Source organism: Vibrio rotiferianus, from assembly GCF_002214395.1.
Classification (GTDB): Bacteria; Pseudomonadota; Gammaproteobacteria; order Enterobacterales; family Vibrionaceae; genus Vibrio; species Vibrio rotiferianus.
The window spans coordinates 2728692-2754254 of sequence record NZ_CP018312.1 but is presented as its reverse complement, the minus strand read 5'-3'; the positions used below and the strand labels follow the sequence as shown (position 1 = coordinate 2754254).

The window sequence follows — 25563 nt, the reverse complement described above, 5'->3', positions numbered from 1 at the left end:
TTAATCCTTTAAATTTTCTAATTTTTTTGAGCTTGTCTAAAACGAATTTGGTTGGAGCCTGCGCTGTGGGACTCAAGCTCCTTGAATTAATGATTAAACCGTCGCAATTCTCTTTTGCTTCATCTCTTCAATCTTATCGGCACGATGAATGCTGTTGATGACGTGCAATAGCGCTTGACCAGAAGCTTCTACAATGTCGGTGGAAACACCAGTACCGTGGTACTTACGGCCTTTGTAGTTGGCGATGATATCTGCTTGGCCTAGGCCATCTTCACCTTCGCCTTTTGCGGTTAGGTCGAACTTGTCTAGGACGATCTCGTAACCAGTCACGCGGTAGATACATTGGTATAGCGCATCAACTGGGCCATTACCGACGGCAGCTTCACACATTTCTTCATCGCCACATTGCATTTTGACGCTGGTGGTTGCCATTACGCTGCCAGATTGCACGCTTAGGTAGTTCAACTTGTAGAAGTCGTCTTCTTCACGCAAATTCGAGAAGTGCATTAGCGCTTCTAGATCGTAGTCGAACACCTGACCTTTGCGGTCAGCAAGCTTCAAGAAGTCCTCGTACAACGCATCTAAGTTGTACTCTTCTTCTTTGTAGCCCATTGCGTCCATGTGACTCTTAACCGCAGCACGGCCACTGCGACTGGTTAGGTTCAATGCTTGGTTCTTAAGGCCAATCGACTCAGGCGTCATGATCTCGTAAGTGTTTTTGTTCTTTAGCATGCCATCTTGGTGGATACCTGAAGAATGGCTAAATGCGTTGGCACCAACGATCGCCTTGTTGCTCTGGATTGGCATGTTACAAAGCTGGCTGACCAACTTGCTGGAGCGATGGATTTCGTCGTGTTTTAGGCCCGTGTGCACGCCCATGAATTCTTGGCGCGTTTTTAGGATCATCGCGATTTCTTCCAGAGAACAGTTACCCGCACGCTCACCGATACCGTTGATAGTCCCTTCTACCTGACGAGCACCCGCTTGCACGGCAGCGATAGAGTTGGCAACAGACATGCCCAAATCATCGTGGCAGTGAACAGAGATGATCGCTTTGTCGATGTTTGGTACGCGGTTGAATAGCGTCTCAATGATGCCGCCAAATTCACTTGGAACTGTGTAGCCAACGGTATCTGGGATATTGATGGTACTTGCGCCAGCATCGATAGCCGCTTCAACCATACGGCATAGGTTGTCGATAGGGGTGCGACCTGCATCTTCACAAGAAAACTCAACGTCATCGGTGTAGTTACGTGCGTGTTTTACGGCTTTCACGCCCATTTCTACAACATCGTCGTAGCTACGGCGCAGTTTGTCTTGAACGTGAACAGTCGAAGTCGAGATGAAAGTGTGGATTCGGAATGCGTCTGCGACTTTTAGCGCTTCAGCGGCAGCATCGATGTCTTTCGCAACGGCACGCGAAAGGGCACAAACTCGGCTGTTTTTAATGTGTTTTGCGATGGTTTGTACGGACTCGAAATCACCTGGAGAAGAAACAGGAAAACCCGCTTCGATAACATCAACGCCTAGCCTTTCCAGCGCATAGGCAATCTGCAGTTTTTCTTTAACCGTCAAGCTTGCTGACAACGCTTGTTCGCCATCACGCAATGTGGTGTCGAATATAATGACCTGATCGTTCATGTTTGCTTCCTTCATGATTTCTGCACTTTTCGTGCAATTTAATCGTTTACTTCCGGTATTTAGATATAAAAAAACCCGCATTTGCATGCGGGTTTCTTAGAAATTGGTGTGGTTATTTTTCTTCCACAGCCTACCCGCGCGAATTGGTCACGATCAGGAGGAGGCTAAGCAGGATAGAAAAACGTGCTGACATAGTTGTTAAGCATTCCACAAAATTAAGTTAACAAATTAGTACCGCACTCAATGGAACACGTCAACCCTAAAGTTGATTTTTTATTCATATCGGATGAGTGATTTACATAATGGGCAAATAAATACGGCATTGCCTAAGACAGCTTTGTGTTTTTGATGTGCTACAAAGTTTGTGCTCGCGATGAAGATCACGACCAAAGCGTTATTCTCACCCATTCTATACCGCACGCTTTGCGAGCTATCACACAAAGGAGTCAATTGATTGGCGTATTTTCATCAGGGCGTTTTATAGTAACGAGTAGCGCTGTCGCATTTATAGACTTAGAGGCAAATAGGGTAGAGGCTCATGGATTTCGCGAAACATCTTGGACGTTCGACGCTCGCTCTAGCAGTGGTTTCTTTATCTGGATGCCAACTGCTTCAGTTTGGCGCACATACAGAAATGACGACTCCGATGATGGAGGGGGATCATACTCAGTGTGTGCTAGCTATTAATGATCAAATGGATCGGTATCTGAGTGAAGATGGGCGTGAATCATTCTTAAATCAAATGTTGGTGGCATTAGAGTCGGACAGTCGCGATAAATTTAAAGGTAAAGATCCAGATACTTACTCTTGGTGGAAGATCCGTGTTAAGCCTAATCAATGGAAAGAAGTAGAAGTCAGTCGTCCTATCGTCGAGGGAGTAGATACTTCAAATACGCTTGAATTTATGGATGTATCTTACCGCTCTAAGACGACCCTCAACTTGCGTGCGAAACCGAGCTTAAAAGGAGAAAAGCTTGGGGAGTTAACAAAAGGTGAGGTGTTTAACGCATTAGCGAAAGTGGAAGGAGAACCATGGTTACTGGTTGAGCAACAGGGCATGATTAGAGGTTATGTTCATAAAGACTATGCTCGAAGTAACGTGGTTAACCGAGATATTTTGTCGATTAAGCCTAATCCGTTGTTAACCAGTAACGTAGTACCAAACGAACAAGGAAAAAATGAATTGGTTGGTAGCTACACTTGCCGTGATCTGAGTTATGAGCTGACCAAGGATGACCAAATTACTACTGGCTCACTTAGAGCATGTCGTAAGCAACGAAAAATCTGGTATATCGATGCACCAGTTTCCGCTTCAGATCAGTCTTAACTTCTTAACATCCCCATTTTTACAAGCTCGGTAGATTAGCCATTATTACCGAGCTTATTCATGTCGTTAAATCACGTCATGTTCTGAGTACAGCTTCAAAGTACTAAGTGTCATTAATTGTCCAACTTCTCGTCATGTAGTTGTCACCTTCAACGCCTACTTTTTCATACAAAGTCGTTGTCAAAGTAAAGGACAGTTACATGCGAGCTTTAGAGACAATTACCCAACCAATCGAAAGCATTGCCAAGTTTGATTTGGCATTTTCCAGTGTGTGTTTGCAACACCGCTTCAATCAGCAAGTCGCGAATATTAGTAAAGGTGTTTCCCACAGTGGTGATGGGCATCTCTACATAGTGTTAGGTCTATTGGCTTGGCTTCTTGATAAGCAACATGGTCATTGGTTCTTATTTGCTGGATTGACCGCATTTGCCATCGAGTTACCCATTTACTGGATGTTGAAAAATAGTTTTAAGCGACGTCGCCCTGAAGAGTTAAGTGCTTTACTGCCTGCTTTTATCACCCCTTCAGATCGTTATAGCTTACCTTCAGGTCATACCGCAGCTGGTTTTTTGATGGCTACGCTTATCCACCATTTCTACCCAGAGTTAGGTATGTTTGCTGTTGCTTGGGCTAGTTTGATAGGGATATCGCGTATATTGCTCGGTGTTCACTTCTTTACCGATATCATTATTGGAGCACTGCTAGGTAGCATGTGTGGTTCGCTTGCTATTGCTCTCGTAGGAGGCTAACTCATGAAAATACTTTATGGTGTTCAAGGGACGGGAAATGGTCATATCGCACGTGCAAGAGCCATGAGTGAAGCATTTAAGGTTCACGATGTGCAGGTTGATTTTTTGTTTTCTGGCCGCGCTCCAGAGAAGTACTTTTCGATGGAGTCATTTGGAGATTATCAAACTCGCCGAGGCTTTTCTTTTATTACTGAAAAGGGGTCAGTTAATTACGTTAAAACGGCATTGAACTCCAACTTTATTCAGTTTCTCAAAGAGGTGAATCAGCTTGATTTATCGCCCTATGATTTGGTTATCAATGACTTTGAACCTGTTTCGGCATGGGCGGCACGCAAGCAAAATACACCTTGCATTGGCATTAGCCATCAGAATGCATTCCGCTACCCAGTACCTTCAAAGGGCGCTAACTGGCTTGATAAGTCGATGATTAAGCATTTTGCTCCATCACAGTATCTGCTTGGATTACATTGGTATCATTTTGAGCAGCCCATCTTGCCGCCTATCGTTCATACGCTTGACTATACAGCTGATAATCAAGATTTTGTTTTAGTGTACTTGCCATTTGAGTCAATAGAAGACATTTGCGATTTGTTATTCCACTTCAATCAACAAGCGTTCATCTGTTATCACCCTGATGTAATTGAAAGTGAACGTATTGAGAATGTTGAATTGAGGCCGCTGAGTCACACTCACTTTCAACATCACCTCCAAAGTTGTATTGGAGTGATTGCGAATGGTGGTTTTGAGTTGCCATCAGAGGCGCTCTCTTTAGGAAAGAAGCTATTACTCAAACCTTTATCCGGGCAGTTCGAGCAACAAAGCAATGTTGCAACATTGGAAGCGTTAGGCCTGGCATATTCTATGGACGCTCTAGATGTTGGGACGGTGAGGCAATGGCTATGTGAGGAGCAAGCTGAAAGTATTCATTATCCGGATGTAGCCAGTGCGATTGCCGAATGGGTTGTTCAGGGCGTATGGGACTCACCTGAATCTCTTGCAAAACAGTTATGGGATAAAGTGGATTTCCCCAGTTATGCAGAAGTGTCTCTATAGCTATTTGATTAATACAATCAGTCAATATGACTTATCAGTGAGCGTTTGCCCGTGCGCTTCTAGACTTATACTCAAGTAACCTCGAGATGCTTGGTTTAATGAGAATGATTTGGTTTGAAGGCGAGGCAACAATTTGAAGCTCGTTCTTTGATAACTAAGTCGCATCGCCAAACAACGTGGAAAGAGTGAGCTATTTCCACGTTGTTTTCCTTGCTTACTTTCGCTAGACAGGGAAACAGTGACAACGCTCTGAATCCTCGATCTTGAAGTGACTTGAGTATATATATTTACGCTTTCTATCATTCATCTTATTCAGCTGAAAAAGTGTCCCTTTTCTCCACCTTCTCTCAGTGGATGAGAATTACTCCTGCCTTGCATATATATCTAGATTGAATAAATTGGTTATGATCTGGCTTAACTGTTGAGATTTGCATCGGAACCATAACGCCCAGTTTGTAAAAGTTTGTCGAATTAATAGTTGCCGTCAATTTGTATTCTTCGGCCATTCGATAGCCATAACTCTCCTCAATAGATTGCTTTACTTCCTCATTTTATCTTTTTTATGGTTTTTTATGTTTTTATCAAATAATTGATTTTTAATGATTAAATAATAAAAAGGCTAAAATATAGTGATTAAATATCAATCTAGTTGATAAACCATGATTGATTAGTTGATAGTACGGGTCGAGCCGGAATTATCCGGACGATAAATATAATAATAACTCGGTTTTCTATTCGTTAAATATGTGAGAACTCAATGAGTGCCAGTGGTGCGTAAACTTGAGTCCATATTTAATAAGAATTCACTGAACCAAATTGACGATTACACAAGAGGCGCACTCAATGTTAGACAAAAAAGACGCGATGAGCGCAATTGCAAGCTACCGTATGGAAAGTACCCTACGTGGGGTAGATTTGAACCTATTAACGGTTTTTGATGCAGTGATGCAAGAACAGAATATTACCCGCGCAGCGCATAACCTAGGTATGTCACAGCCAGCGGTTAGTAATGCCGTTGCACGTCTAAAAGTGATGTTCAACGATGAGCTATTTATGCGTCAGGGCCGTGGTATTCAGCCAACACAACGCGCTCGCCAACTGTTTGGCCCAATCCGCCAAGCACTACAGCTTATTCGTAACGAATTACCAAGCTCAGTATTCCAACCAGAGTCTTCGACTCGTCTATTTAAACTGGCGATTTGCAGCCCGTGTGATATGCGATTCGCACCTAAAATTATGGCTAGCATTAATGAGCAGGCACCGAGTGTGCAACTTCATTTGGATGCAGAGTTCGACCGTCTTCTATCTGAGCGTATGCGCTACCAAGAAATCGACTTTGTAATTGACTATGCGCGCTTCGATGATCAGGGCTTCTCAAGTACTGAGATCTTCAAAGATGAGTTGGTTGTGATCGCTTCTAAGACTCACCCTCGTATCCAAGGCGGTGTTTCTGCAGAGCTACTGATCAACGAGAAACACGCAAAACTATCACGCGTACACGGTCAACGTAGCTTCTCTGAGCAAGCATACCGTGAGCTTGATTGCCAAGCAGCATACGAAGGTTCAAGCCTAAGCAACCTACTATACGTAGTGAGCCAATCTGAGCTTGTGACTATCGCACCACGCTGGATGGCTGAGAACGCAGTAAACAGCGATCAACTACAAATCCTAGATTTCCCATTTGAAAACAAAGAAATCAGTGGTTACCTAAGCTGGCATGAATCAAGTGAGAAAGATAAAGGTCACATTTGGCTACGTGATCAACTTATGATCACTTGTGGTGAAGTGGTAGCGCTTAAATAAGCTGAATTTTTAGCCTGACTAACTGGTCAGACTGGATTTGTAATCATCAATTTTTACAATTCCTTGGCCCCGAGAGAACTTAGTCTCTCGGGGTCTTTTTATTTCTACCAATTAATAGCTGAAACAGCGACTTAACTTGATTAAACCTTCAGCAGTTAAAGGCATGCTAAGCTCTCATTAGTGATAGTGCTCTCTTAATAATGATAAGTTTGATAATGGTCAGTTGCGTTTTTAGGCGTCGAGGTTACACTTGTTCGCTCAAATAGCTTACGCCTGTAAGCCAAAAGGTAATGTAGAGAATGGCCAAGTTAGATTTTCATATCGTTAAACGTATTCGTGAACAAATTGCGAAAGGTGGTACCCGTGTTGCACTCAAACATAAAGTGGGTGATGCGTGGCAGGGTATTACTTGGGAGCAGTTTGGGCAGCAAGTAGATGCTTTGTCACTTGCTCTTTTGGCTCAAGGATTGGGCGTTCAAGATAAGATCGGTATCTTCTCAAACAACATGCCGCAATGGACCATCGCTGATTTCGCGGCGTTGCAATTACGTGGTGTGACTGTTCCTATCTACCCAACTAATACCGCTGCACAATCGGCTTACATTATTGATAACGCTGATGTAAAAGTGCTGTTTGTTGGTGAGCAGCCGCAGTTTGATGCTGCCGTCAGTATTTTCGATGAATGTAAGCAGCTTGAGCTAGTCGTAGCGATGTCTGACGATATTGAGTTGGGTGAGCATGCATTTGTCATGACTTGGCGAGACTTCGTTGCAAAAGGTGACAATTGTCATCAACCAGAACTTAATGCTCGTTTAGAGCAGGCGCAAGAAGCAGACTTGCTGACGCTGATCTATACCTCGGGTACAACGGGGCAGCCAAAGGGTGTGATGTTGGATTACGCTAACATCTCTGCTCAGCTTGAAGGCCACGATGAGCGTTTGAGTTTGACTGAAGATGACGTATCGCTGTGCTTCTTGCCACTATCACACGTATTTGAGCGTGCGTGGACATTTTACGTACTCTATAAAGGTGGTACTAACTGCTACCTACAAGACACCATGCAAGTGCGAGATGCGCTGAGCGAAGTGCGTCCGACCGTAATGAGTGCCGTTCCTCGCTTCTATGAGAAGATTTTCTCTGCGATCCACGAAAAAGTGTCGCGTGCTCCATTCCACCGTAAGATTATGTTTACTTGGGCAGTGAATATGGGCGCGAAGATGGCTGCTTGTCATCAAGAGAAGCGCAAGCCATCACTTATGCTGCGGAAGTCATACGCTTTAGCTGACAAGTTGGTTCTAAGTAAGCTACGTGCATTGTTGGGTGGACGTATTAACTTCATGCCATGTGGTGGTGCAAAGCTTGATGAAACCATTGGTCGCTTCTTCCATGCAATCGGTATTAACGTAAAACTTGGTTATGGTATGACTGAGACCACTGCAACGGTTTCATGTTGGGATGACCAGTGTTTTGACCCAAGCTCTATCGGTATGGCAATGCCGGGTGCGCAAGTTAAGATCGGTGAAAATAACGAGATCTTAGTGCGTGGTCCTATGGTGATGCGCGGTTACTACAAAATGCCGGAAGAAACCGAAAAAACGTTTGATGAGCACGGTTTCTTAAAAACAGGTGACGCGGGTTACATTGATGAAAATGGTAACTTGTTCATTACTGACCGTATCAAAGAGTTGATGAAGACCTCCAACGGCAAATACATTGCTCCGCAAGTTGTAGAAGGCGCAATCGGTAAAGATCACTTTATCGAACAAATTGCTGTGATTGCTGACACTCGTAAGTTTGTATCTGCCCTGATTGTTCCTTGTTATGACTCATTAGAAGAGTACGCAAAAGAACTGAATATCGCTTACCACGATCGTGTTGAACTTATTAAGCATCACCAGATTGTTGAGATGCTTGAGAAGCGAGTGAATGACCTACAAAAAGAACTGGCAAAATTTGAACAAGTTAAGAAATTCAAATTGTTACCAAAAGCGTTCTCGATGGATGATGGTGAGTTGACCCCAACACAAAAACTTCGTCGTAAAGTCATTAATGACAAATACCAAGATGAAATTGAAGAAATGTACAAAGAAAAGTCAGATAAAAAGTAACTTAAGCTGACTTAGATTTCAGATTGATGAAAAACTCCCCAGTTGCCTAGTATTGTGCTGCTGGGGATTTTTTATGACCGCTTTTCACACTTCTTTCCTCTCAGTAAAGAGGAAAAAACACTCTACGCCGCTATTTTGAGTGAAATTATTCACTTTATTTTTGGCTTGTTTGTTCTATTGGTTCTGATTTGGTCGTTCTTGGTAGCGTCTAACCCTGCCTTTGTTCTGATTTGTAGCATCTTGTTTAAAATTTGATTCAACTCTCATTAGACCCGTTGATAATAAAACGTTACATTTGTTGTGTTACCTTGCGTTTTGTTATGACAGGCGCAAGACATAGCTGAAAAAGTGGAAGTATTTCTATTAGGCTACGAATAAGACCTAGACTATGTAAAACCAGACCAAACCGTTGGCCTTACGGAGAGGAATACTGGTAAGGAGAGCAATTATGACAGCAATGTTGTCAGGCGCAGAGATGGTTGTGCAATCTCTGATTGAAGAGAGCGTAGAACAAATCTTTGGTTACCCAGGTGGTTCCGTATTAGATATCTACGATGCGCTGCACGCCAAAACAGACCAAATCAAACACGTATTAGTACGACACGAGCAAGCAGCTACCCATATGGCAGATGGCTACGCACGAGCAACGGGCAAGCCTGGTGTAGTACTGGTATGTTCAGGTCCAGGCGCGACCAATACCATCACAGGTATTGCAACCGCGTATATGGACTCCATTCCAATGATCGTTATCTCTGGTAACGTACCGAACAACCTGATCGGTAATGATGCCTTCCAAGAGTGTGACATCGTGGGTGTTTCTCGCCCAGTCGTTAAACACAGCTTCCTAGTGAAAAAAGCGGAAGATATTCCTGAGACGATCAAAAAGGCGTTTTACATCTCGACAACTGGTCGTCCTGGCCCGGTTGTGATTGATTTGCCAAAAGACATTTTGAATCCGCAAATCAAGCTCCCTTACGAGTATCCTGAAAGCATCTCGATGCGCTCTTATAAGCCAACGACATCTGGCCATAAAGGTCAGATCAAGAAAGCGCTGAAATCGTTGGTTGAAGCGAAGAAGCCGGTATTGTATATCGGTGGTGGTGCGGTGATTTCTGGCGCTTCTGAATATATCCAAGAGTTGTCAGAGCAACTGAACTTACCAGTAGTGAGTACATTGATGGGGTTAGGTGCTTTCCCTGGTACGCACAAGAACTCATTGGGTATGCTAGGCATGCATGGTACCTATGAAGCCAATATGGCAATGCATGAAGCGGATCTGATCTTTGGTATTGGTGTGCGTTTTGATGATCGTACCACCAACAACTTAGAAAAGTACTGTCCTAACGCGAAAGTGATGCATATCGATATCGATCCTTCTTCTATCTCGAAAAACGTAAAAGTGGATCTTCCGATCGTAGGTTCTGCCGACAAGGTTTTAGCAACCATGGTGAGCTTATTAAACGAGCAGGGTAGCAGCAGCGATCAGGATGCAATCACTAACTGGTGGGAAGAGATACAAGTTTGGCGCAACCGTAATTGCTTAGCTTACGAAACATCTTCTGAACGTATTAAGCCTCAACAAGTGATTGAGACGCTACATAAGCTAACCAATGGTGATGCTTATGTTGCATCGGATGTGGGGCAGCACCAGATGTTTGCTGCGCTTTACTACCCATTTAATAAGCCACGCCGTTGGATTAATTCAGGTGGTCTTGGCACGATGGGCTTCGGCCTACCTGCCGGTATGGGCGTGAAATTCGCAATGCCAGAAGAAGAAGTGGTCGTGGTCACTGGTGATGGCAGTATTCAGATGAACATTCAGGAATTGTCGACGGCAATGCAATACGACATCCCTGTGAAGATCATCAACCTGAACAACCGATTCTTAGGCATGGTAAAACAGTGGCAAGACATTATTTACCAAGGTCGTCACTCCAATTCATACATGAGTTCTGTTCCTGATTTTGCAGCGATTGCAGAAGCTTATGGTCACGTCGGTATTCGTATCGAAACGCCAGATCAGCTTGAAGCGGGTCTACAAAAAGCGTTAGATATGAAAGATCGTTTGGTGTTTGTTGACATCAATGTAGATGAAACTGAACACGTTTACCCAATGCAGATCAAAGGCGAGGGTATGGACAAGATGTGGCTAAGCAAAACGGAGCGTACTTAATATGAGACACATTATTTCTTTGCTAATGGAAAACCAACCTGGTGCTTTGTCTCGTGTTGTTGGTTTGTTTTCTCAGCGTGGTTACAACATTGAGTCTTTGAACGTATCACCAACCGATGACGAAACACTGTCGCGTTTAAACATTACGACTACATCCGATGAAATGCAGCTTGAGCAAATTCAAAAGCAGCTTCATAAGCTGATCGATGTGCTCAAAGTTCAAGAAGTGACAGAGTTTGAGCATATCGAGCGTGAACTGATGATGGTGAAGGTGAAAGCAAGCGGTTTTGCTCGTGCTGAAGTCAAGCGCACCGCTGATATCTTCCGTGGTCAAATCGTCGATGTCACCGCTTCTCAGTATACGGTTCAGTTAGCGGGAACCAGTGAGAAATTGGATGCTTTTATCCAAGCGATTTCAGAAGTTACTGAAGTGGTGGAAGTTGCGCGAAGTGGTGTTGTGGGCATTGCGCGTGGAGAGCGTTGCCTCAAACCGTGATGCAAATGGACACATTTTAGAAAAGCCATCGCTAGTCGATGGCTTTTTGTTTAGAAATTAGTAAACAGTGATATAATTGCTGCTTTAGTAACCAGTAAGAGTAGTAGAACGCGTGAAAGTCAGGAAGTTAGTCAGCGCCTTGCTGGCAACGACGCTATTTTTTAGCGCGCTCATCTCAGTCTACTACTATCAGAAGTACCAAAATCTGCTGGCAAATAACATTGAGAGTACGGCAAAAGAAGCCTTACATCAGTTAGCTTACTCTGAACGTGAGTATGAAAACGTTCTGGATCAAATCTCTTCTATCAGTGATCTTCTCGGTCACAGCCAAAGCCTTTATGACTACTTACACCAGCCCAACCAAAAGAATCTTGCTATTTTGGAAGAGGTATGGAGCTCCGTTGCCGTTAACCAGAAGTGGTATCGTAAGATTCGTTTTCTAAGCCTTGAAGGGCAAGAGCGTGTACGTATCAATTATGACTTCAAAACAGGACAAGTGACATCAGCGGACAAGTTACGAGACAGTTCTGGTCGTCGTTACTTCCAATACGCAAAAAATTTAAAAGATGGGCAAATCGGGTCATGGGGTATTGAGCTAGAAGAAAATGATGGTGTGCCAATATACCCTTATAGTCCATCTGTCCGGATCATGATGCCCGTTGCTATGGATGGAATCCGTCAGGGGTACCTTATTCTCAATATCGATGTCCAGTATTTGTCATCTCGCCTAAACTACTCTCCAGTGAAGGATTTTAATATCGAGCTGCTTAATCAAGCGGGTTATTACGTCACTAGTCCGCATAGCGAAAAGCTATATGGCGATATTATTCCAGACCGTTCACGCTTTAACCTTGGGTTATTTTACCCGCAGATATGGCAACAAATGGGAACTGAGAAAATAGGTTATGAGTACATTGGTAAGCATTTGATTGTGTTCAACACAATTGAGTTTGTGCGAGGTGAGTATCTACATCTTGTTATTGATTTATCCCAAGAAAAATTATTACAGCGTGCGGAACGCGACATAGATGATTTGGTACAAGAGGCATTATTTGTTCTTAGCTTGATGCTCGTGTTTGCTTTGCCTATTACCGGCGTCGCGTTGCACTATCGCCGCTTTAGTATCGAATCTAAGCTCGCTCGTGCGGCATTGGATGGTATGACGGCGGTGATGATTACAGATACTTCTCATCGCATCATGATGATCAACCAAGAATTCGAGAATATGATGGGGTATTCCACCAATAGGGTCGAAGGGTGGAATGCTCAGAAGCTGCTCTTTTTGCCTGAAGATTTCGAATACATTCTGCAAATTTGGGGACAGCTTGGTAAAGAAAATATGTGGGAAGGAGAGGTGCGTTGTCGAACCAAGCTCAACCATGTGTTTACTGCAATTATGCGTGTGCAAGCGATCAAAGCAAAGTCTGGTAAGGTCCGTTATTACATTACTTCACTTGTTGATATCTCTGAACGTAAGCAACTCGAAGATCAGTTGCGTAAATTGAGTGAAAAAGATGGTCTCACTGGCCTTTGGAACCGCCGTAAGTTTGAAGAGCAACTGACATATAATGCGAATATGTTAGAGCGATACCCAGAGACGCCGACATCTTGCTTAGCACTGGTCGACATCGATCATTTTAAACGTATAAACGATGAACGTGGGCATGACGAAGGCGACCGAGTCATAAAACTTGTTTCGAAAGTGCTTCTTCAAGGCGTACGAAATACCGATTTTGTTGCGCGGGTCGGTGGCGAAGAGTTCGCTGTCATTATGCCGCATACCAGTGCAAAAGAAGCTGAGATCGTATTGAATCGATTGAGAGTCGCTGTCGATATACACGCAGAACTTAGTGTGACTATTAGTCTTGGTTATACGGATTTAACAGCGAACAGTACACGAAGCTACAAGTGTGCAGATATTGCGCTTTATGAGGCAAAAAGCAGCGGAAGAAACTGTGTTTCGTTTTGCTATAGTGGTGATGATATTGCGTAAAAAATCGGGTATGTGCCCGATTTATAGTCGTTCTTACTACGAAGTACGCGTTACGCCATCTCAAGTACAGATTCGATGCGCTGCATCGACTTTAGTAAATGATCATCCAGTAATTGCATCGCTTCCTCGCTGTTTTTTGCTAACACGAGTTTCATGATCATCTCATGTTCATCGATATCAAATATTGCGCCTTTCTCCGAACTAAGAGTTTGCATAGCAAAGTAACGGTAACGTTTGATCTGGTGGATCAAATCACTGAAGAACTCAAACATGTTTTGAGAATCAGCACCTTCTAACAGCGATACGTGAAACTGATGATGTCGCTCTTCCCATTCTTGCCAGCAAAAAGTGTCGTCAAAATTAACACGAGAAAGTTTATGGTAAGAGGTTAGTACATCTAGTTCCCAAGCTTCATCTCCAGCAAGAATTGCCTTTTTCAATAGTACTGAAGAGACGACACGCAGACTTTCATAAAGATCGTTGAGCTCTTTTTTGCATACTGGAGCGACCCAACAACCTTTTTGTGGTTCAAGTTTGACGTATTTAGTCCAAGATAGTTGTACTAAGGCTTCTCGAATTGGTGATGCCCCAACGTTGTATTTATTTTTTAGTTCGGCAACAACGAGCTTTTGACCTGGCTTTAATTCGCCTGTCAGGATGTCTTGGCGAATCATTTTCGAGACTTTATCAGTAAGAGTTGGGCTAGACACATGCACCTCATAGATTTTTATCGTGACGACAATTAAACAGTACGTAGTTCTGTTGTGGTTGATAATATAGCGTACTGAATACTAGGGCAAGTGAAATATATAAAAAAAGAGGGCCGAAGCCCTCTTTTTTATTTAACTGATGATTGAATTCTTCAGTCTTATAGAACGTGTACAGAAGCTGTGTTTGTTGTGCCTGAAGCTACTAGAGCACCAGAAACCATAACAACGATGTCGCCTTTGTTACCTAGACCAGATTCTAGAGCAAGCTCTTTACCTGTTACGTAGAACGCATCAGTGCTTTGGATAGAATCAACAACTACTGGAGTAACACCTTTAGTTAGAACTAGCTGTGCAGCAGTCTTAGTGTTAGTTGTTAGTGCTAGGATGTTTGCAGTTGGGAAGTATTTACGTACTGAACGTGCAGACTTACCACCTTCCGTTGCAACAACGATAAGTGGAGCAGCTAGTTTCTCAGCTGTGTCTACTGCGCCTTTACATACTGCTTCAGTGATGCGTAGACGTGGGCTGTCTAGACGAGAACCTAGCTCAGCTTTTAGAGCTGAATCAGTACGGTTCGCGATTTGAGCCATGATAGTTACCGCTTCAACTGGGTACTTACCTTTAGCAGTTTCACCAGAAAGCATTACTGCGTCAGTACCGTCCATTACTGCGTTAGCAACGTCGCCTGCTTCCGCACGAGTAGGACGTGGGTTGTTGATCATAGAATCAAGCATTTGAGTTGCAGTGATAACCATCTTACGTGCACGGTTACACTTCTCGATCATCATCTTCTGAGCGAAGATTACTTCTTCAGCTGGGATTTCAACACCTAGGTCGCCACGAGCAACCATGATGCCGTCAGAAAGCTCTAGGATCTCGTCGAAGTTATCAACACCTTCTTGGTTTTCGATCTTAGAGATGATGTGGATGTTCTCGCCGCCGTTTGCAGCAAGTACTTCACGGATTTCTTGAACGTCAGAAGCTTTACGGATGAAAGAAGCAGCTACGAAGTCAACGCCTTGCTCACAACCAAATTTAAGGTCGTTCTTATCTTTTTCAGATAGAGCAGGTAGGTTTACAGAAACGCCAGGAAGGTTAACACCTTTGTTTTCGCCTAGAGCACCGTTGTTAAGAACTTTACACTTAACTTCAGTTTCAGAAGTTGCAAGCACTTCCATTTCGATTAGACCGTCGTCTACTAGGATAGTGTTACCAACGTTTAGGTCGTTAGCAAAACCAGCGTAAGTTACTGCAACTTTGTCTTTGTTACCTACAACTGAGATGTCAGTTGTGAAAGTGAATTCTTGACCAGCTACTAGATCAACGTCGTTGCCGTCTTCTAGTTTGATAGTACGGATTTCTGGACCTTTAGTGTCTAGAAGGATTGCAAGTTGCTTGCCTGTAGCTTCCATTACTTGGCGGAAGTTCGCGATACGAGTGCCGTGTTCTTCGTAGTCACCGTGAGAGAAGTTAAGGCGCATAACGTTCATGCCAGCATTTACTAGTTCAGTTAGCTTCTCTACAGATTCAGTTTTAGGGCCAATCGTACATACGATTTTGGTCTTTTTCATGGAAGATACTCTCCGGTAAGTATTGTTACAATTTGAAAGTCGGTTGTTTACTCTGAAGTTTAGGCGTTTTGACGACATTTAGAGCCTGCCATCTATCGATTTTTCGCCACATTATTGGAACTTCAGATTCTGAAAGTCTTTCACCAAGTTTAGTCATTTTATGACTAAAAGATCGGCAATTTTGGTTACCTTTTTGTGACTAATCCCACTTTATATGCAGAAAGTTGCAAAAAAATAACCGTCAATTCTGTAATTTTTTTTCTTTTCGGTGGCGAATTCTACCACTGAATGAATCCAATATCACTGTTTAAGAATTGTCTTAGGACAAGGTTTTATCGAGAAATATTAATTTTTTGGATCGAAATAAATGGACTTAAAAGTTTCGACTTGACTATAATAAATTTCAAATCGAAACTTGTAGTCAAAGAGAAAATGTCGAAACGAAACACCCAACTAAGAAGACATACTATTTCTAATCTAGTAAATGAGCTTGGGGAAGTCAGTGTTGATGAACTGGCGCAAAAATTCGAAACCTCAGAGGTCACGATAAGAAAGGATTTAGCATCTTTGGAGAAAAATGGACAACTATTGCGCCGTTATGGTGGTGCAATTGCGATTCCAACGGAAGTTATCCATGAAGAGATGAGTTCAAATGTTTCGGTTCGAAAGTTGAGCTTGGCAAAAGCGGCCGCATCACTGATCCGAGATCATAACCGTATTGTGATCGATAGTGGCAGTACGACAGCGGCGTTGATCCAGCAATTAAATGAAAAACGTGGTTTGGTCGTGATGACAAACTCATTGCACGTCGCCAATGCACTTAACGAATTAGAGAGTGAACCAACATTACTGATGACCGGTGGTACTTGGGATACGCACTCAGAATCCTTCCAAGGCAAAGTAGCCGAATCAGTATTAAGAGCCTATGACTTTGACCAGCTATTTATCGGTGCTGATGGTATCGATTTAGAGCGTGGAACCACAACCTTTAATGAATTGGTTGGTTTAAGCAAGGTGATGGCAGAAGTCTCACGAGAAGTTATCGTCATGATTGAGTCTGAGAAAGTAGGGCGCAAGATCCCTAACTTAGAACTCGCTTGGGACCAAATTGATGTATTGGTTACCGACGCAGAGTTACAGCCAGAAGACAAAGTACAGATTGAACAACATGGCGTAAAAGTCATTTGCGCCTAATCTAATAATGTAAACAGTTTCATATTTAACTTCCCTTTGGATATAGGCCTTTGCTTGCTGCCTCTATTTGAAACCATGGTCAGGGAAGAACAAAACAATAACGGAGATAAACACATGTGTGGAATCGTAGGTGCAGTGGCACAACGAGATGTAGCAGAAATTTTGGTGGAAGGCTTACGCCGCTTGGAATACCGCGGTTATGACTCAGCAGGTGTGGCTATTGTTGATGGTGAAACCAATTTAACGCGTATTCGTCGTCTTGGTAAAGTACAAGAACTTGCTGACGCAGTCGATGAAGCAAAAGTGATTGGTGGTACGGGTATCGCACACACTCGTTGGGCTACTCACGGCGAGCCATCAGAAGCAAACGCGCACCCACACATGTCAGGGGATATCGCAGTCGTTCATAACGGCATCATCGAAAACCACGAAGAGTTGCGCGCTCTGCTTCAGTCTCGCGGTTACGTTTTCGAATCTCAAACAGATACTGAAGTTATCGCACACATGGTTGAGTGGGAACTTCGCACTTCAGAAACGCTACTAGAAGCGGTACAGAAGACAGCAAAACAACTGGATGGCGCATACGGCACAGTAGCGCTGGATCGTAAAGATCCTTCACGTATTGTAGTAGCACGTTCAGGTAGTCCAATCGTTATTGGTTTTGGTGTGGGGGAAAACTTCCTTGCCTCTGACCAACTTGCGCTGCTTAACGTGACACGTCGCTTCATGTATCTAGAAGAAGGTGATGTTGCAGAGATCACTCGTCGCGAAGTGACTGTATTTGACGCAGCTGGTGAGCGTGTAGAGCGTGAAATTATCGAATCAAACGCTGAACACGATGCGGGTGATAAAGGTCAATACCGTCACTTCATGCAGAAAGAAATTTACGAGCAACCAACAGCGCTGATCAACACAATGGAAGGTCGTATCACGGCTGATTCTGTTGTTACTGAGGCAATCGGTGTAAACGCGGCAGAAATCCTAAGCAAAGTAGAGCACGTACAGATAGTAGCTTGTGGTACGTCTTACAACGCAGGTATGACAGCACGTTACTGGTTCGAAGATATTGCAGGTGTCAGCTGTGACGTAGAAATTGCGTCTGAATTCCGTTACCGCAAGTTTGTGACGCGTCCAAACAGCCTATTGATCACACTTTCTCAGTCTGGTGAAACAGCCGATACGCTAGCAGCACTTCGCTTAGCGAAAGAGAAAGGTTACATGGCGGCAATGACCATCTGTAACGTCGCGGGTTCTTCTCTGGTTCGTGAGTCTGACTTTGCATTTATGACCCGTGCAGGTGTGGAAATCGGTGTGGCATCAACTAAAGCGTTCACGACTCAGCTTTCTGCACTACTCATGCTGGTAACTGCTCTTGGTAAGCAACAAAACCGCATCAGCAAAGAGAAAGAAAAAGAGATCGTTGAAGCGCTTCATGCTCTTCCGAAGCAAATCAATGCTGCGCTGTCCTTCGAGAAAGAAATCGAAGCACTGGCAACCGATTTTGCCGATAAGCACCACACACTGTTCCTAGGTCGTGGTGAGTTCTACCCAATCGCGATGGAAGCATCTCTAAAGCTGAAAGAGATTTCTTATATTCACGCAGAAGCTTACGCAGCGGGTGAACTGAAGCACGGTCCTCTAGCGTTGATCGATGCAGATATGCCAGTTGTAGTGGTTGCACCAAGCAACGATCTTCTAGAAAAACTGAAATCAAACGTTGAAGAAGTTCGTGCGCGTGGCGGTCTGCTTTACGTATTTGCTGATGCTGACGCAGGCTTTGAAGGCGATGAGACCATGAAGATCATTACTATGCCACACGTTAGTGAAATCACGGCTGCGATCTACTACACCATCCCAATGCAGCTGCTCTCTTACTACGTAGCATTAATCAAAGGTACGGACGTAGACCAACCTCGTAACCTAGCGAAAGCGGTAACCGTAGAATAAGCAACGCGAGGTGTGATTAAGATTACACTTGTTTATGTTGCGCAATGTAAGTAGCGAAAACCTAAAGCGAAGTCATATGACTTCGCTTTTTTATTGAGTCAAACAATGCGTTATCGGGTAATGCCGAAGGAAATCGATTGAGTGAATAACTTCTCTAGGTTTCGCTCTAACCTCTCCCTACCTTTGAACCTGATTATGATTTATGACAAAAATGTCATCTTCGCGATAGGCTGGTGTCAGGTGTGTTGTTGAATAATGCAGTTATTGAAAACAAACACACTCAAAGGTCATCCACATGAAAGTACTGAAAACTGCTCTCCTTGTAACAACAATCGCAATCACTAGCGCATCAGCCTTCGCTCAGCCTAACTTTACTGGCGGCAATTACGTAGACAGAGTCGAGATGAAAACTGTGTCCGTGGAACCAACGGCAACCTCTGACGCTGCATATCAATTCGCTTTGGCTGAGCTTCAGTCATTGAAAAACTTGTCTGCTCGAGAGTTAAATAAAGAGTTAAATATCTTTAGCTTTGACATTGCCTCTGACAGCACACATCTTAAGGATGGTGGGTTTGTTACCGTTCAAGAACGCATGAATGAACAGGGGCAATTGGAATATGTAGGCACGGTGAATGTTAAAGTGCACTACGCACAGCGCGACAGTAATCGATAAAAACATCGAATGAAAAGAGTATGATGCTATGTGTGTCGTGCTCTTTTTGCGATCACAAGCATTGCATACAACCCGTCAAGATAGAGGGCTGAAATTGAAATTATTGATTGTGGAAGATGAACTGAAGGCTGGTGAGTACCTGCAGAAAGGTCTGGTGGAATCGGGCTACGTTGTTGATTGGGTTCGTGATGGTGTTGATGGCCTATATCACGCCACCAGTGAGCCTTATGACCTAATTCTTCTAGACATCATGCTACCTAAGCTTGACGGTTGGCAAGTACTCAATACTCTACGTAGCAGCGACATTCATACCCCAGTTATCATGCTCACGGCGAAAGAACAGATAGAAGATCGCGTGCGTGGTTTTGAGCTAGGGGCGAATGACTATGTCGTTAAACCCTATGCGTTTGCTGAGCTACTGGCGCGAGTTCAGAACGTATTCCGTCATCATACTTCCTCTCGAGTACAGACCTCTTCCCATACATTGCAAATCGCTGATTTAGAATTGGATATGATGAGGCGTGTGGCAACACGAGGCGGGCAAAGCGTTACTCTAACAGCAAAGGAGTATGCGCTGCTTGAGTTGCTAATGCGTAAAGAAGGTCAGGTATTATCGCGAACCACCATTGCATCATTGGTATGGGACATGAACTTTGATAGCGATACGAACGTGATTGATGTTGCTATCAAACGACTGCGCAATAAGGTCGACAAACCATTTGGAACACCTTTAATCCATACCATAAGAGGGATGGGATACAAACTGGAAGCGCCAGATGTTTAAGCGGCCTGCCAACCTATCCATGCAAAACAAGCTCGTGCTGATGTTTGTCGGCACGACACTGCTGGTTTACCTTGTTTTAGCATTTATTCTTTATTACACCATCGAGCGCCATTTCTTTACTCAGGATTACAACGAAACCATCAGCAAATACAACTCTATTGAGAAGACCATGCTGGTTTCTCGTGAATCAGCCTATTTGCTTATCGATAACAGTTCTGCCTATATGTGGGCATTCGAAGAGGGGGAACTTACTTATAAAAACTCGACACTCTCAATTCCTAAAGAACTTTCTCTCAAGCTGAGTTCTCCGCAAATATTGAATCAAAATAATGCGATTGAGTGGCATGAAGACTCCCTAGATATTCGCGCGTTTGCCTTTGAAGCTAAAGGCGTCATCGTGGTGATTGGCGTTAGCATTAACCACCATCTTCTGTTTCTTAATAAGCTAGGCTGGATCTTATTTTGGTCACTGGGCTTTGCATTTTTAGCCTCTGCTTTGTATAGCCGAACAATCGTGGGTCGAGGTTTGAAACCAATTCTTACTTTGAATAAACATATCCAACATATCAGCCCGGAACAGTTGGATATTCGTATCGTTCCCGAAACATTACCGATTGAATTGCGAGAGTTGGCAATTAAGCACAATGCGATGTTGGATCGTTTACAAATGGGGTTTCATCGTTTGAGTGAGTTCTCATCCGATATCGCTCATGAGCTCAAAACGCCGCTGACCAACATAACGACTCAAAACCAAGTAATACTCGGTGTTGCCCGCACTCCAGAGGAGTATCAAGAAGCGATTGCTTCAACGTTGGAGGAGCTTGAACGGATAACCAAGACCATCAATGACTTGCTGTATATTGCCAAAGCGGAGAACAAGCTTATTCATCGACACAACGAGCGCTTCGCGGTGCATGAGCAGGTGGCTCATTTGATCGAGTATTTTGAAATACTCGCGGAAGATTCGGCGCTGTCCATTACCACTTCAGGTGAGGCAATGTTGTATATGGACCGAAACATGTTTGAGCGCGCTATCAGTAACTTATTGTCCAACGCGATTCGCCATGCACATGATGAGACGACGATCTCAGTTGATGTTGAGCAAAATGATGAGTGTGTGACCATCAAGGTCAGCAACGTTGGTGAGATGATTCCTAAGCAAAACTTGCCTTATCTATTTGACCGTTTCTATCGGGTCGACAAATCTCGCCACCATTCAGGCAGCGTGGGAGCAGGGCTGGGTTTGTCGATCACTCAATCAATCGTTCATGCTTATGATGGGCAAATCAGAGTGACTTCGGAGAATAACCAAACCCAGTTTTGTGTAGTCTTTCCGACAATTAAAGCGGATACAGTTGTCTAACCAAATTGTTTAGAGGCACCTTTAGTCGTATGCGGATTTAGCTACTATTTTGCCTTCACTCTTGATGATAGTTTTACTATTAAATTGGGCCAGATAGCGTTTTTATGCTTTATCGCCAGCAAACATAAGGATACTCAGCGAGTTCAGTGTTTCACCAAGGCTTTCCAAAGAGTTAAGTACTTGCTTGGTTGGTTCATTCTCAAGTAGTAAGCGACCGTCAAAGCCTTTACTTCCACAAGGCTCTTCTTCGCAAACTACTGGAGCGTTTTCTTCAGAGCTTGGTTTTCCAACCATTTGCTCTTCAGAGGTAACATCGTTGGCGCCAAAGCAGGATGCTGAGATGAAGAATCCGCCGAACATAACCAATAACTTTGTTTTTAACATGATGATAAACCCAACAATAAAACACTGTTCGATTTTATGTTATTGTGATCATCATTTCGAGTGATATGACACAAATTTAGCTTTCGATCGCTATTTTTTTGCCATTAGCGAGTTATCTTATCTACATAACAAATCGTTTTGTTTAATGAAATCAGGAGGATGAATGGAGCGCATTTCTAATAACGCGTCTATATGGTTAGGGCTATGCTTAATTATAGGTTTGGGTACTCTAGGTTATTTTATCCAGCAGACCGCAGTTAAATACAGAACATATGAGCGAGTTGTTACTGTTAAAGGTCTATCTGAAAGAGAGTACCCAGCCGATACCGTAATTTGGCCAATCCAATTTACGGTAGCGAGTAATGATGTCGGTACCATGTTTGATGAAATTGATAAACAAACTAAGTTGGTTGTTAGCTACTTAACGAGTAAAGGGCTGGATAAAGGAAACATTTCATTTTCTTCTCCAAACGTATTTGACAAGAAAGCACAACAGTATGGGAGTGAGCAAGAAGCGGAGTTCCGCTACATTGCCTCTCAAACAGTGACGGTGTTTAGCCATGAAGTAGAGCTTGTAAGAGGCGCAATAACTGAGATTGGACAGCTAGGTAAACAAGGGATTTTGCTAAATCAAGACCCATACTCAAATCGCATTGAGTATAGCTTTACTAAGCTGAATGATATCAAGCCAGATATGATTGAAGAAGCGACCAAGAACGCTCGTGAAGTGGCAGAGAAGTTTGCCAAAGATTCAGAGAGTTCACTAGGAAAAATCAAACGTGCAACGCAAGGTCAGTTTTCGATCTATGACCGTGATAGCAATACGCCTTACATCAAGAAAGTACGTGTTGTTTCGACCGTTCAGTATTACCTCTCGGATTAGGCCTTTCGCTCCTTTCCTAGTTTTATACACTTACACAAAACCAGCGCTTATGTGCTGGTTTTTATATTCAGTTAATTGCACCTTGACTGATGGGCTCTTGTGGCTTTGTGCAAGCGATTTTTTATAAAACTAAGTTCTTATTTGTTTGTCGATGAAGTTGATAAAAGTCAATTCAGCGAGTGAATTAGAGGCGTAATTTTGAGCGCACTAATTAGCTAGAAGGAATTACTACGATGACATACAAATATTACCTCAGAGAGCTTGTTGGCTTAGCCATTGTTGTTTCTGTGGTGTTTGGAGTGTTGAGTGTTTTACTTGATTTATATGCGTTGATGGCATGGTGCGAACATCAAGACAGTATTGCTCATGTCTTTTTCCATGAATCATTCTACTTTATCGCTTTTCTTATCCCACCTTACTTCTTATGGAAGTTCATCAATCGCCCTGATTTGGTTTCAGCAGCGCAGCAGTACCAAGCGAGTAAGCTTGAGTTAGAACGCTCATTATAAAAGCGTTGTGGGCAGAAACGAGAAAGGCTCGTAGATTTCTCTACGAGCCTTTCAGAATATGGTGGCCCCTCCCAGACTTGAACTGGGGACCAATCGATTATGAGTCGACTGCTCTAACCACTGAGCTAAGGGGCCTTAATAGGTCAACGATTATAGGGGAAGCGTTGCAAGCTGTCTAGACACTAGGTAGGGCAATTGCGCTTAGTTTTTATTCACTTAGCTTCACGGATAATAAAAAAGGTGACACTCGGTCACCTTTTTTGCTTTTAATCGTTGCGATTACTCGTCTAGGAAGCTGCGCAGCGTTTCTGAGCGGCTTGGGTGACGTAGTTTACGTAGTGCTTTTGCTTCAATCTGACGAATACGTTCACGAGTAACGTCGAACTGTTTACCAACCTCTTCTAGAGTGTGGTCAGTGTTCATATCGATACCAAAACGCATGCGAAGTACTTTTGCTTCACGAGGAGTTAGGCCTGCAAGAACGTCTTTTGTTGCACCTTTCAAGCTGGTCATTGTTGCTGAGTCTACTGGTAGCTCAAGCGTTGTATCCTCGATAAAGTCACCTAGATGCGAATCTTCGTCGTCACCGATTGGTGTCTCCATAGAGATTGGCTCTTTAGCGATCTTCAGTACTTTACGGATCTTATCTTCTGGCATTTGCATACGCTCTGCCAGTTCTTCCGGTAGCGGCTCACGACCCATCTCTTGTAGCATTTGGCGAGAGATACGGTTTAGCTTGTTGATCGTTTCGATCATGTGCACCGGGATACGAATCGTACGTGCTTGGTCTGCGATTGAACGAGTGATTGCCTGACGGATCCACCACGTTGCGTAAGTCGAGAACTTATAACCACGACGGTATTCGAACTTATCTACCGCTTTCATCAGACCAATGTTACCTTCTTGGATAAGATCCAAGAACTGTAGACCACGGTTGGTGTATTTCTTAGCGATAGAAATTACTAGACGCAAGTTCGCTTCAACCATCTCTTTCTTAGCACGGCGAGCTTTCGCTTCACCGATAGACATACGACGGCTGATGTCTTTGATGTTTTGTACTGTCAGAGAGGTTTCATTCTCAATCATCTTTAGTTTAGCGATTGAGCGGCGAATCTCTTCTTCGTTACGTTTAATCTTTTCAGCGTATGGCTTGTCAGAAGCTAAAACTTCATCTAGCCATGCATCTGTAGATTCATTACCAGTAAACAGTGCAATAAACGATTTCTTCGGCATTTTGCCGTATTCAACCGTTGACTTCATGATCAAGCGTTCTTGAGTACGAACACGATCCATAGAAGTACGCAGTTCGTTTACTAGGTGATCAAACTGTTTTGGTGTCAGACGGAATTCTTTGAATACGTCTAGCATCAATTCGTTTGCAACGGTCGCTTTCGGGCTTTCGTAGCCGTGTTCGTTGATTGCAAGTTGAAGGTTTTGGTATGTGCTGCGTAGCTGGTTGAATTTCTCAAGCGCTAGCTCAGGGTCGATACCTACATCTTCCTCTGCATCATCATCGCTATCGTCACCATCTTCGTCTTCATCAACGTCTTCATCATCTTCATCTTCTAGCTGAGATTCAGTTAGTTCAGAACCAATGTGCGTTGCTGTCGGAGCTGTCGTATCGTCAGCATCTGGATCGACAAAACCAGAGATTAGGTCAGTAAGACGTAATTCTTCTGCTTGTACTTTATCAAACTGCTCAAGGATGTATGGGATAGTGCCTGGGTATTCAGCAACAGACGATTGAACTTGGTTAATACCTTCTTCAATACGTTTTGCGATGTCGATTTCGCCTTCGCGAGTCAACAGCTCAACCGTACCCATTTCACGCATGTACATGCGCACTGGGTCAGTGGTTCGGCCGATTTCACTCTCTACGCTTGATAGCGCAGCAGCAGCAGCTTCAGCTGCATCTTCATCGGTAATGTTGTTGTCATCGTTCAGAGCTAGGTCATCAGCATCAGGAGCAGTTTCTACTACCTTGATACCCATGTCGTTAATCATCTGAATGATGTCTTCTACCTGTTCTGAATCTACGATTTCAGCAGGTAGGTGGTCATTTACTTCGGCGTAGGTCAGATAGCCTTGTTCCTTGCCTTTAATAACAAGTAATTTTAGCTGTGACTGCGGATTTTGATCCATAGACGGTATCCAACTTCGTAATCTGGTGAAGGAATCAGTATGCGAAATGCAAACCACTTA

The 25563-nt window shown here is 43.5% G+C and carries 20 protein-coding genes and 1 tRNA gene; 15 read left to right on the top strand and 6 right to left on the bottom strand.

Features of this window, described 5'->3' with window-relative positions; all coding sequences use genetic code 11:
• Nucleotides 1-93: 93 nt before the first annotated feature.
• Nucleotides 94-1641, bottom strand: coding sequence for a 2-isopropylmalate synthase (gene leuA, locus BSZ04_RS21825; RefSeq protein ID WP_088881361.1), 1548 nt, complete (start codon nucleotides 1639-1641; stop codon nucleotides 94-96).
• Nucleotides 1642-2179: 538 nt separating this feature from the next.
• On the opposite strand from leuA, the gene BSZ04_RS21815 reads away from it, so the two are divergent.
• From BSZ04_RS21815 to BSZ04_RS21780, 8 genes are all read left to right on the top strand, one after another.
• A complete protein-coding gene (locus tag BSZ04_RS21815; RefSeq protein ID WP_088881360.1) occupies nucleotides 2180-2968 on the top strand; it encodes an SH3 domain-containing protein in 789 nt (262 codons plus the stop codon).
• A gap of 200 nt (nucleotides 2969-3168) precedes the next feature.
• Nucleotides 3169-3717, top strand: a complete 549-nt coding sequence (locus tag BSZ04_RS21810; RefSeq protein WP_038885323.1) for a phosphatase PAP2 family protein — start codon at nucleotides 3169-3171, stop codon at nucleotides 3715-3717.
• Between the two features lie 3 nt (nucleotides 3718-3720).
• The gene (locus tag BSZ04_RS21805; protein ID WP_010445646.1) at nucleotides 3721-4770 is read left to right on the top strand and encodes an MJ1255/VC2487 family glycosyltransferase; all 1050 of its coding nucleotides are present in this window, start codon (nucleotides 3721-3723) and stop codon (nucleotides 4768-4770) included.
• A gap of 843 nt (nucleotides 4771-5613) precedes the next feature.
• Nucleotides 5614-6573 carry a LysR family transcriptional regulator CalR gene (calR, locus tag BSZ04_RS21800; protein ID WP_010445651.1) on the top strand — a complete coding sequence of 320 codons (960 nt, stop codon included), beginning with the start codon at nucleotides 5614-5616 and terminating at the stop codon, nucleotides 6571-6573.
• Between the two features lie 299 nt (nucleotides 6574-6872).
• Nucleotides 6873-8681 (top strand): AMP-dependent synthetase/ligase, encoded by a 1809-nt coding sequence (locus tag BSZ04_RS21795; protein ID WP_088881359.1) that lies wholly within the window; start codon nucleotides 6873-6875, stop codon nucleotides 8679-8681.
• A gap of 448 nt (nucleotides 8682-9129) precedes the next feature.
• Nucleotides 9130-10854: an acetolactate synthase 3 large subunit gene (locus BSZ04_RS21790; RefSeq protein ID WP_088881358.1), complete on the top strand. Its 1725-nt coding sequence runs from the start codon at nucleotides 9130-9132 to the stop codon at nucleotides 10852-10854.
• A 1-nt stretch (nucleotide 10855) separates the two neighbouring features.
• Nucleotides 10856-11350, top strand: coding sequence for an acetolactate synthase small subunit (gene ilvN / locus BSZ04_RS21785; RefSeq protein ID WP_005430438.1), 495 nt, complete (start codon nucleotides 10856-10858; stop codon nucleotides 11348-11350).
• A gap of 112 nt (nucleotides 11351-11462) precedes the next feature.
• Nucleotides 11463-13343: a sensor domain-containing diguanylate cyclase gene (locus BSZ04_RS21780; protein WP_088881357.1), complete on the top strand. Its 1881-nt coding sequence runs from the start codon at nucleotides 11463-11465 to the stop codon at nucleotides 13341-13343.
• A gap of 50 nt (nucleotides 13344-13393) precedes the next feature.
• Here BSZ04_RS21780 and BSZ04_RS21775 read toward each other — a convergent pair whose 3' ends face one another.
• Together BSZ04_RS21775 and pykF are read right to left on the bottom strand one after the other, a co-directional pair.
• On the bottom strand, nucleotides 13394-14053 hold the full coding sequence (locus BSZ04_RS21775; RefSeq protein ID WP_088881356.1) for a GntR family transcriptional regulator: 660 nt from the start codon (nucleotides 14051-14053) through the stop codon (nucleotides 13394-13396).
• A gap of 158 nt (nucleotides 14054-14211) precedes the next feature.
• Nucleotides 14212-15624 carry a pyruvate kinase PykF gene (pykF, locus tag BSZ04_RS21770; RefSeq protein WP_010445663.1) on the bottom strand — a complete coding sequence of 471 codons (1413 nt, stop codon included), beginning with the start codon at nucleotides 15622-15624 and terminating at the stop codon, nucleotides 14212-14214.
• Nucleotides 15625-16056: 432 nt separating this feature from the next.
• Between pykF and BSZ04_RS21765 the strand changes: the two genes are divergently transcribed.
• The 5 genes from BSZ04_RS21765 to BSZ04_RS21745 all read left to right on the top strand — a co-directional run bounded on the left by BSZ04_RS21765 (nucleotide 16057) and on the right by BSZ04_RS21745 (nucleotide 21585).
• Nucleotides 16057-16818 carry a DeoR/GlpR family DNA-binding transcription regulator gene (locus BSZ04_RS21765; protein ID WP_010445667.1) on the top strand — a complete coding sequence of 254 codons (762 nt, stop codon included), beginning with the start codon at nucleotides 16057-16059 and terminating at the stop codon, nucleotides 16816-16818.
• A 114-nt stretch (nucleotides 16819-16932) separates the two neighbouring features.
• The gene (glmS, locus tag BSZ04_RS21760; protein WP_088881355.1) at nucleotides 16933-18765 is read left to right on the top strand and encodes a glutamine--fructose-6-phosphate transaminase (isomerizing); all 1833 of its coding nucleotides are present in this window, start codon (nucleotides 16933-16935) and stop codon (nucleotides 18763-18765) included.
• A 295-nt stretch (nucleotides 18766-19060) separates the two neighbouring features.
• Nucleotides 19061-19438: a DUF3316 domain-containing protein gene (locus BSZ04_RS21755; protein ID WP_088881354.1), complete on the top strand. Its 378-nt coding sequence runs from the start codon at nucleotides 19061-19063 to the stop codon at nucleotides 19436-19438.
• A gap of 94 nt (nucleotides 19439-19532) precedes the next feature.
• Nucleotides 19533-20222 (top strand): heavy metal response regulator transcription factor, encoded by a 690-nt coding sequence (locus tag BSZ04_RS21750; protein WP_088881645.1) that lies wholly within the window; start codon nucleotides 19533-19535, stop codon nucleotides 20220-20222.
• Nucleotides 20215-21585, top strand: a complete 1371-nt coding sequence (locus tag BSZ04_RS21745; RefSeq protein ID WP_088881353.1) for a heavy metal sensor histidine kinase — start codon at nucleotides 20215-20217, stop codon at nucleotides 21583-21585. Before BSZ04_RS21750 ends, BSZ04_RS21745 begins: the two co-directional genes overlap by 8 nt.
• A gap of 102 nt (nucleotides 21586-21687) precedes the next feature.
• Here BSZ04_RS21745 and BSZ04_RS21740 read toward each other — a convergent pair whose 3' ends face one another.
• Nucleotides 21688-21969, bottom strand: coding sequence for a hypothetical protein (locus BSZ04_RS21740; protein WP_088881352.1), 282 nt, complete (start codon nucleotides 21967-21969; stop codon nucleotides 21688-21690).
• A 163-nt stretch (nucleotides 21970-22132) separates the two neighbouring features.
• Here BSZ04_RS21740 and BSZ04_RS21735 point away from each other — a divergent pair, with 163 nt between their 5' ends.
• Nucleotides 22133-22852 carry an SIMPL domain-containing protein gene (locus BSZ04_RS21735; RefSeq protein WP_045386473.1) on the top strand — a complete coding sequence of 240 codons (720 nt, stop codon included), beginning with the start codon at nucleotides 22133-22135 and terminating at the stop codon, nucleotides 22850-22852.
• 233 nt (nucleotides 22853-23085) lie between these two features.
• Entirely contained in the window at nucleotides 23086-23361 is a 276-nt protein-coding gene (locus BSZ04_RS21730) for a D-fructose-6-phosphate amidotransferase (RefSeq protein ID WP_088881351.1), read from the top strand.
• Between the two features lie 59 nt (nucleotides 23362-23420).
• On the opposite strand, the gene BSZ04_RS21725 is transcribed toward BSZ04_RS21730, so the two are convergent.
• Together BSZ04_RS21725 and rpoD are read right to left on the bottom strand one after the other, a co-directional pair.
• Nucleotides 23421-23496, bottom strand: a tRNA-Ile gene (locus BSZ04_RS21725).
• A gap of 144 nt (nucleotides 23497-23640) precedes the next feature.
• On the bottom strand, nucleotides 23641-25503 hold the full coding sequence (gene rpoD, locus BSZ04_RS21720; protein ID WP_010445683.1) for an RNA polymerase sigma factor RpoD: 1863 nt from the start codon (nucleotides 25501-25503) through the stop codon (nucleotides 23641-23643).
• Nucleotides 25504-25563: the final 60 nt, after the last annotated feature.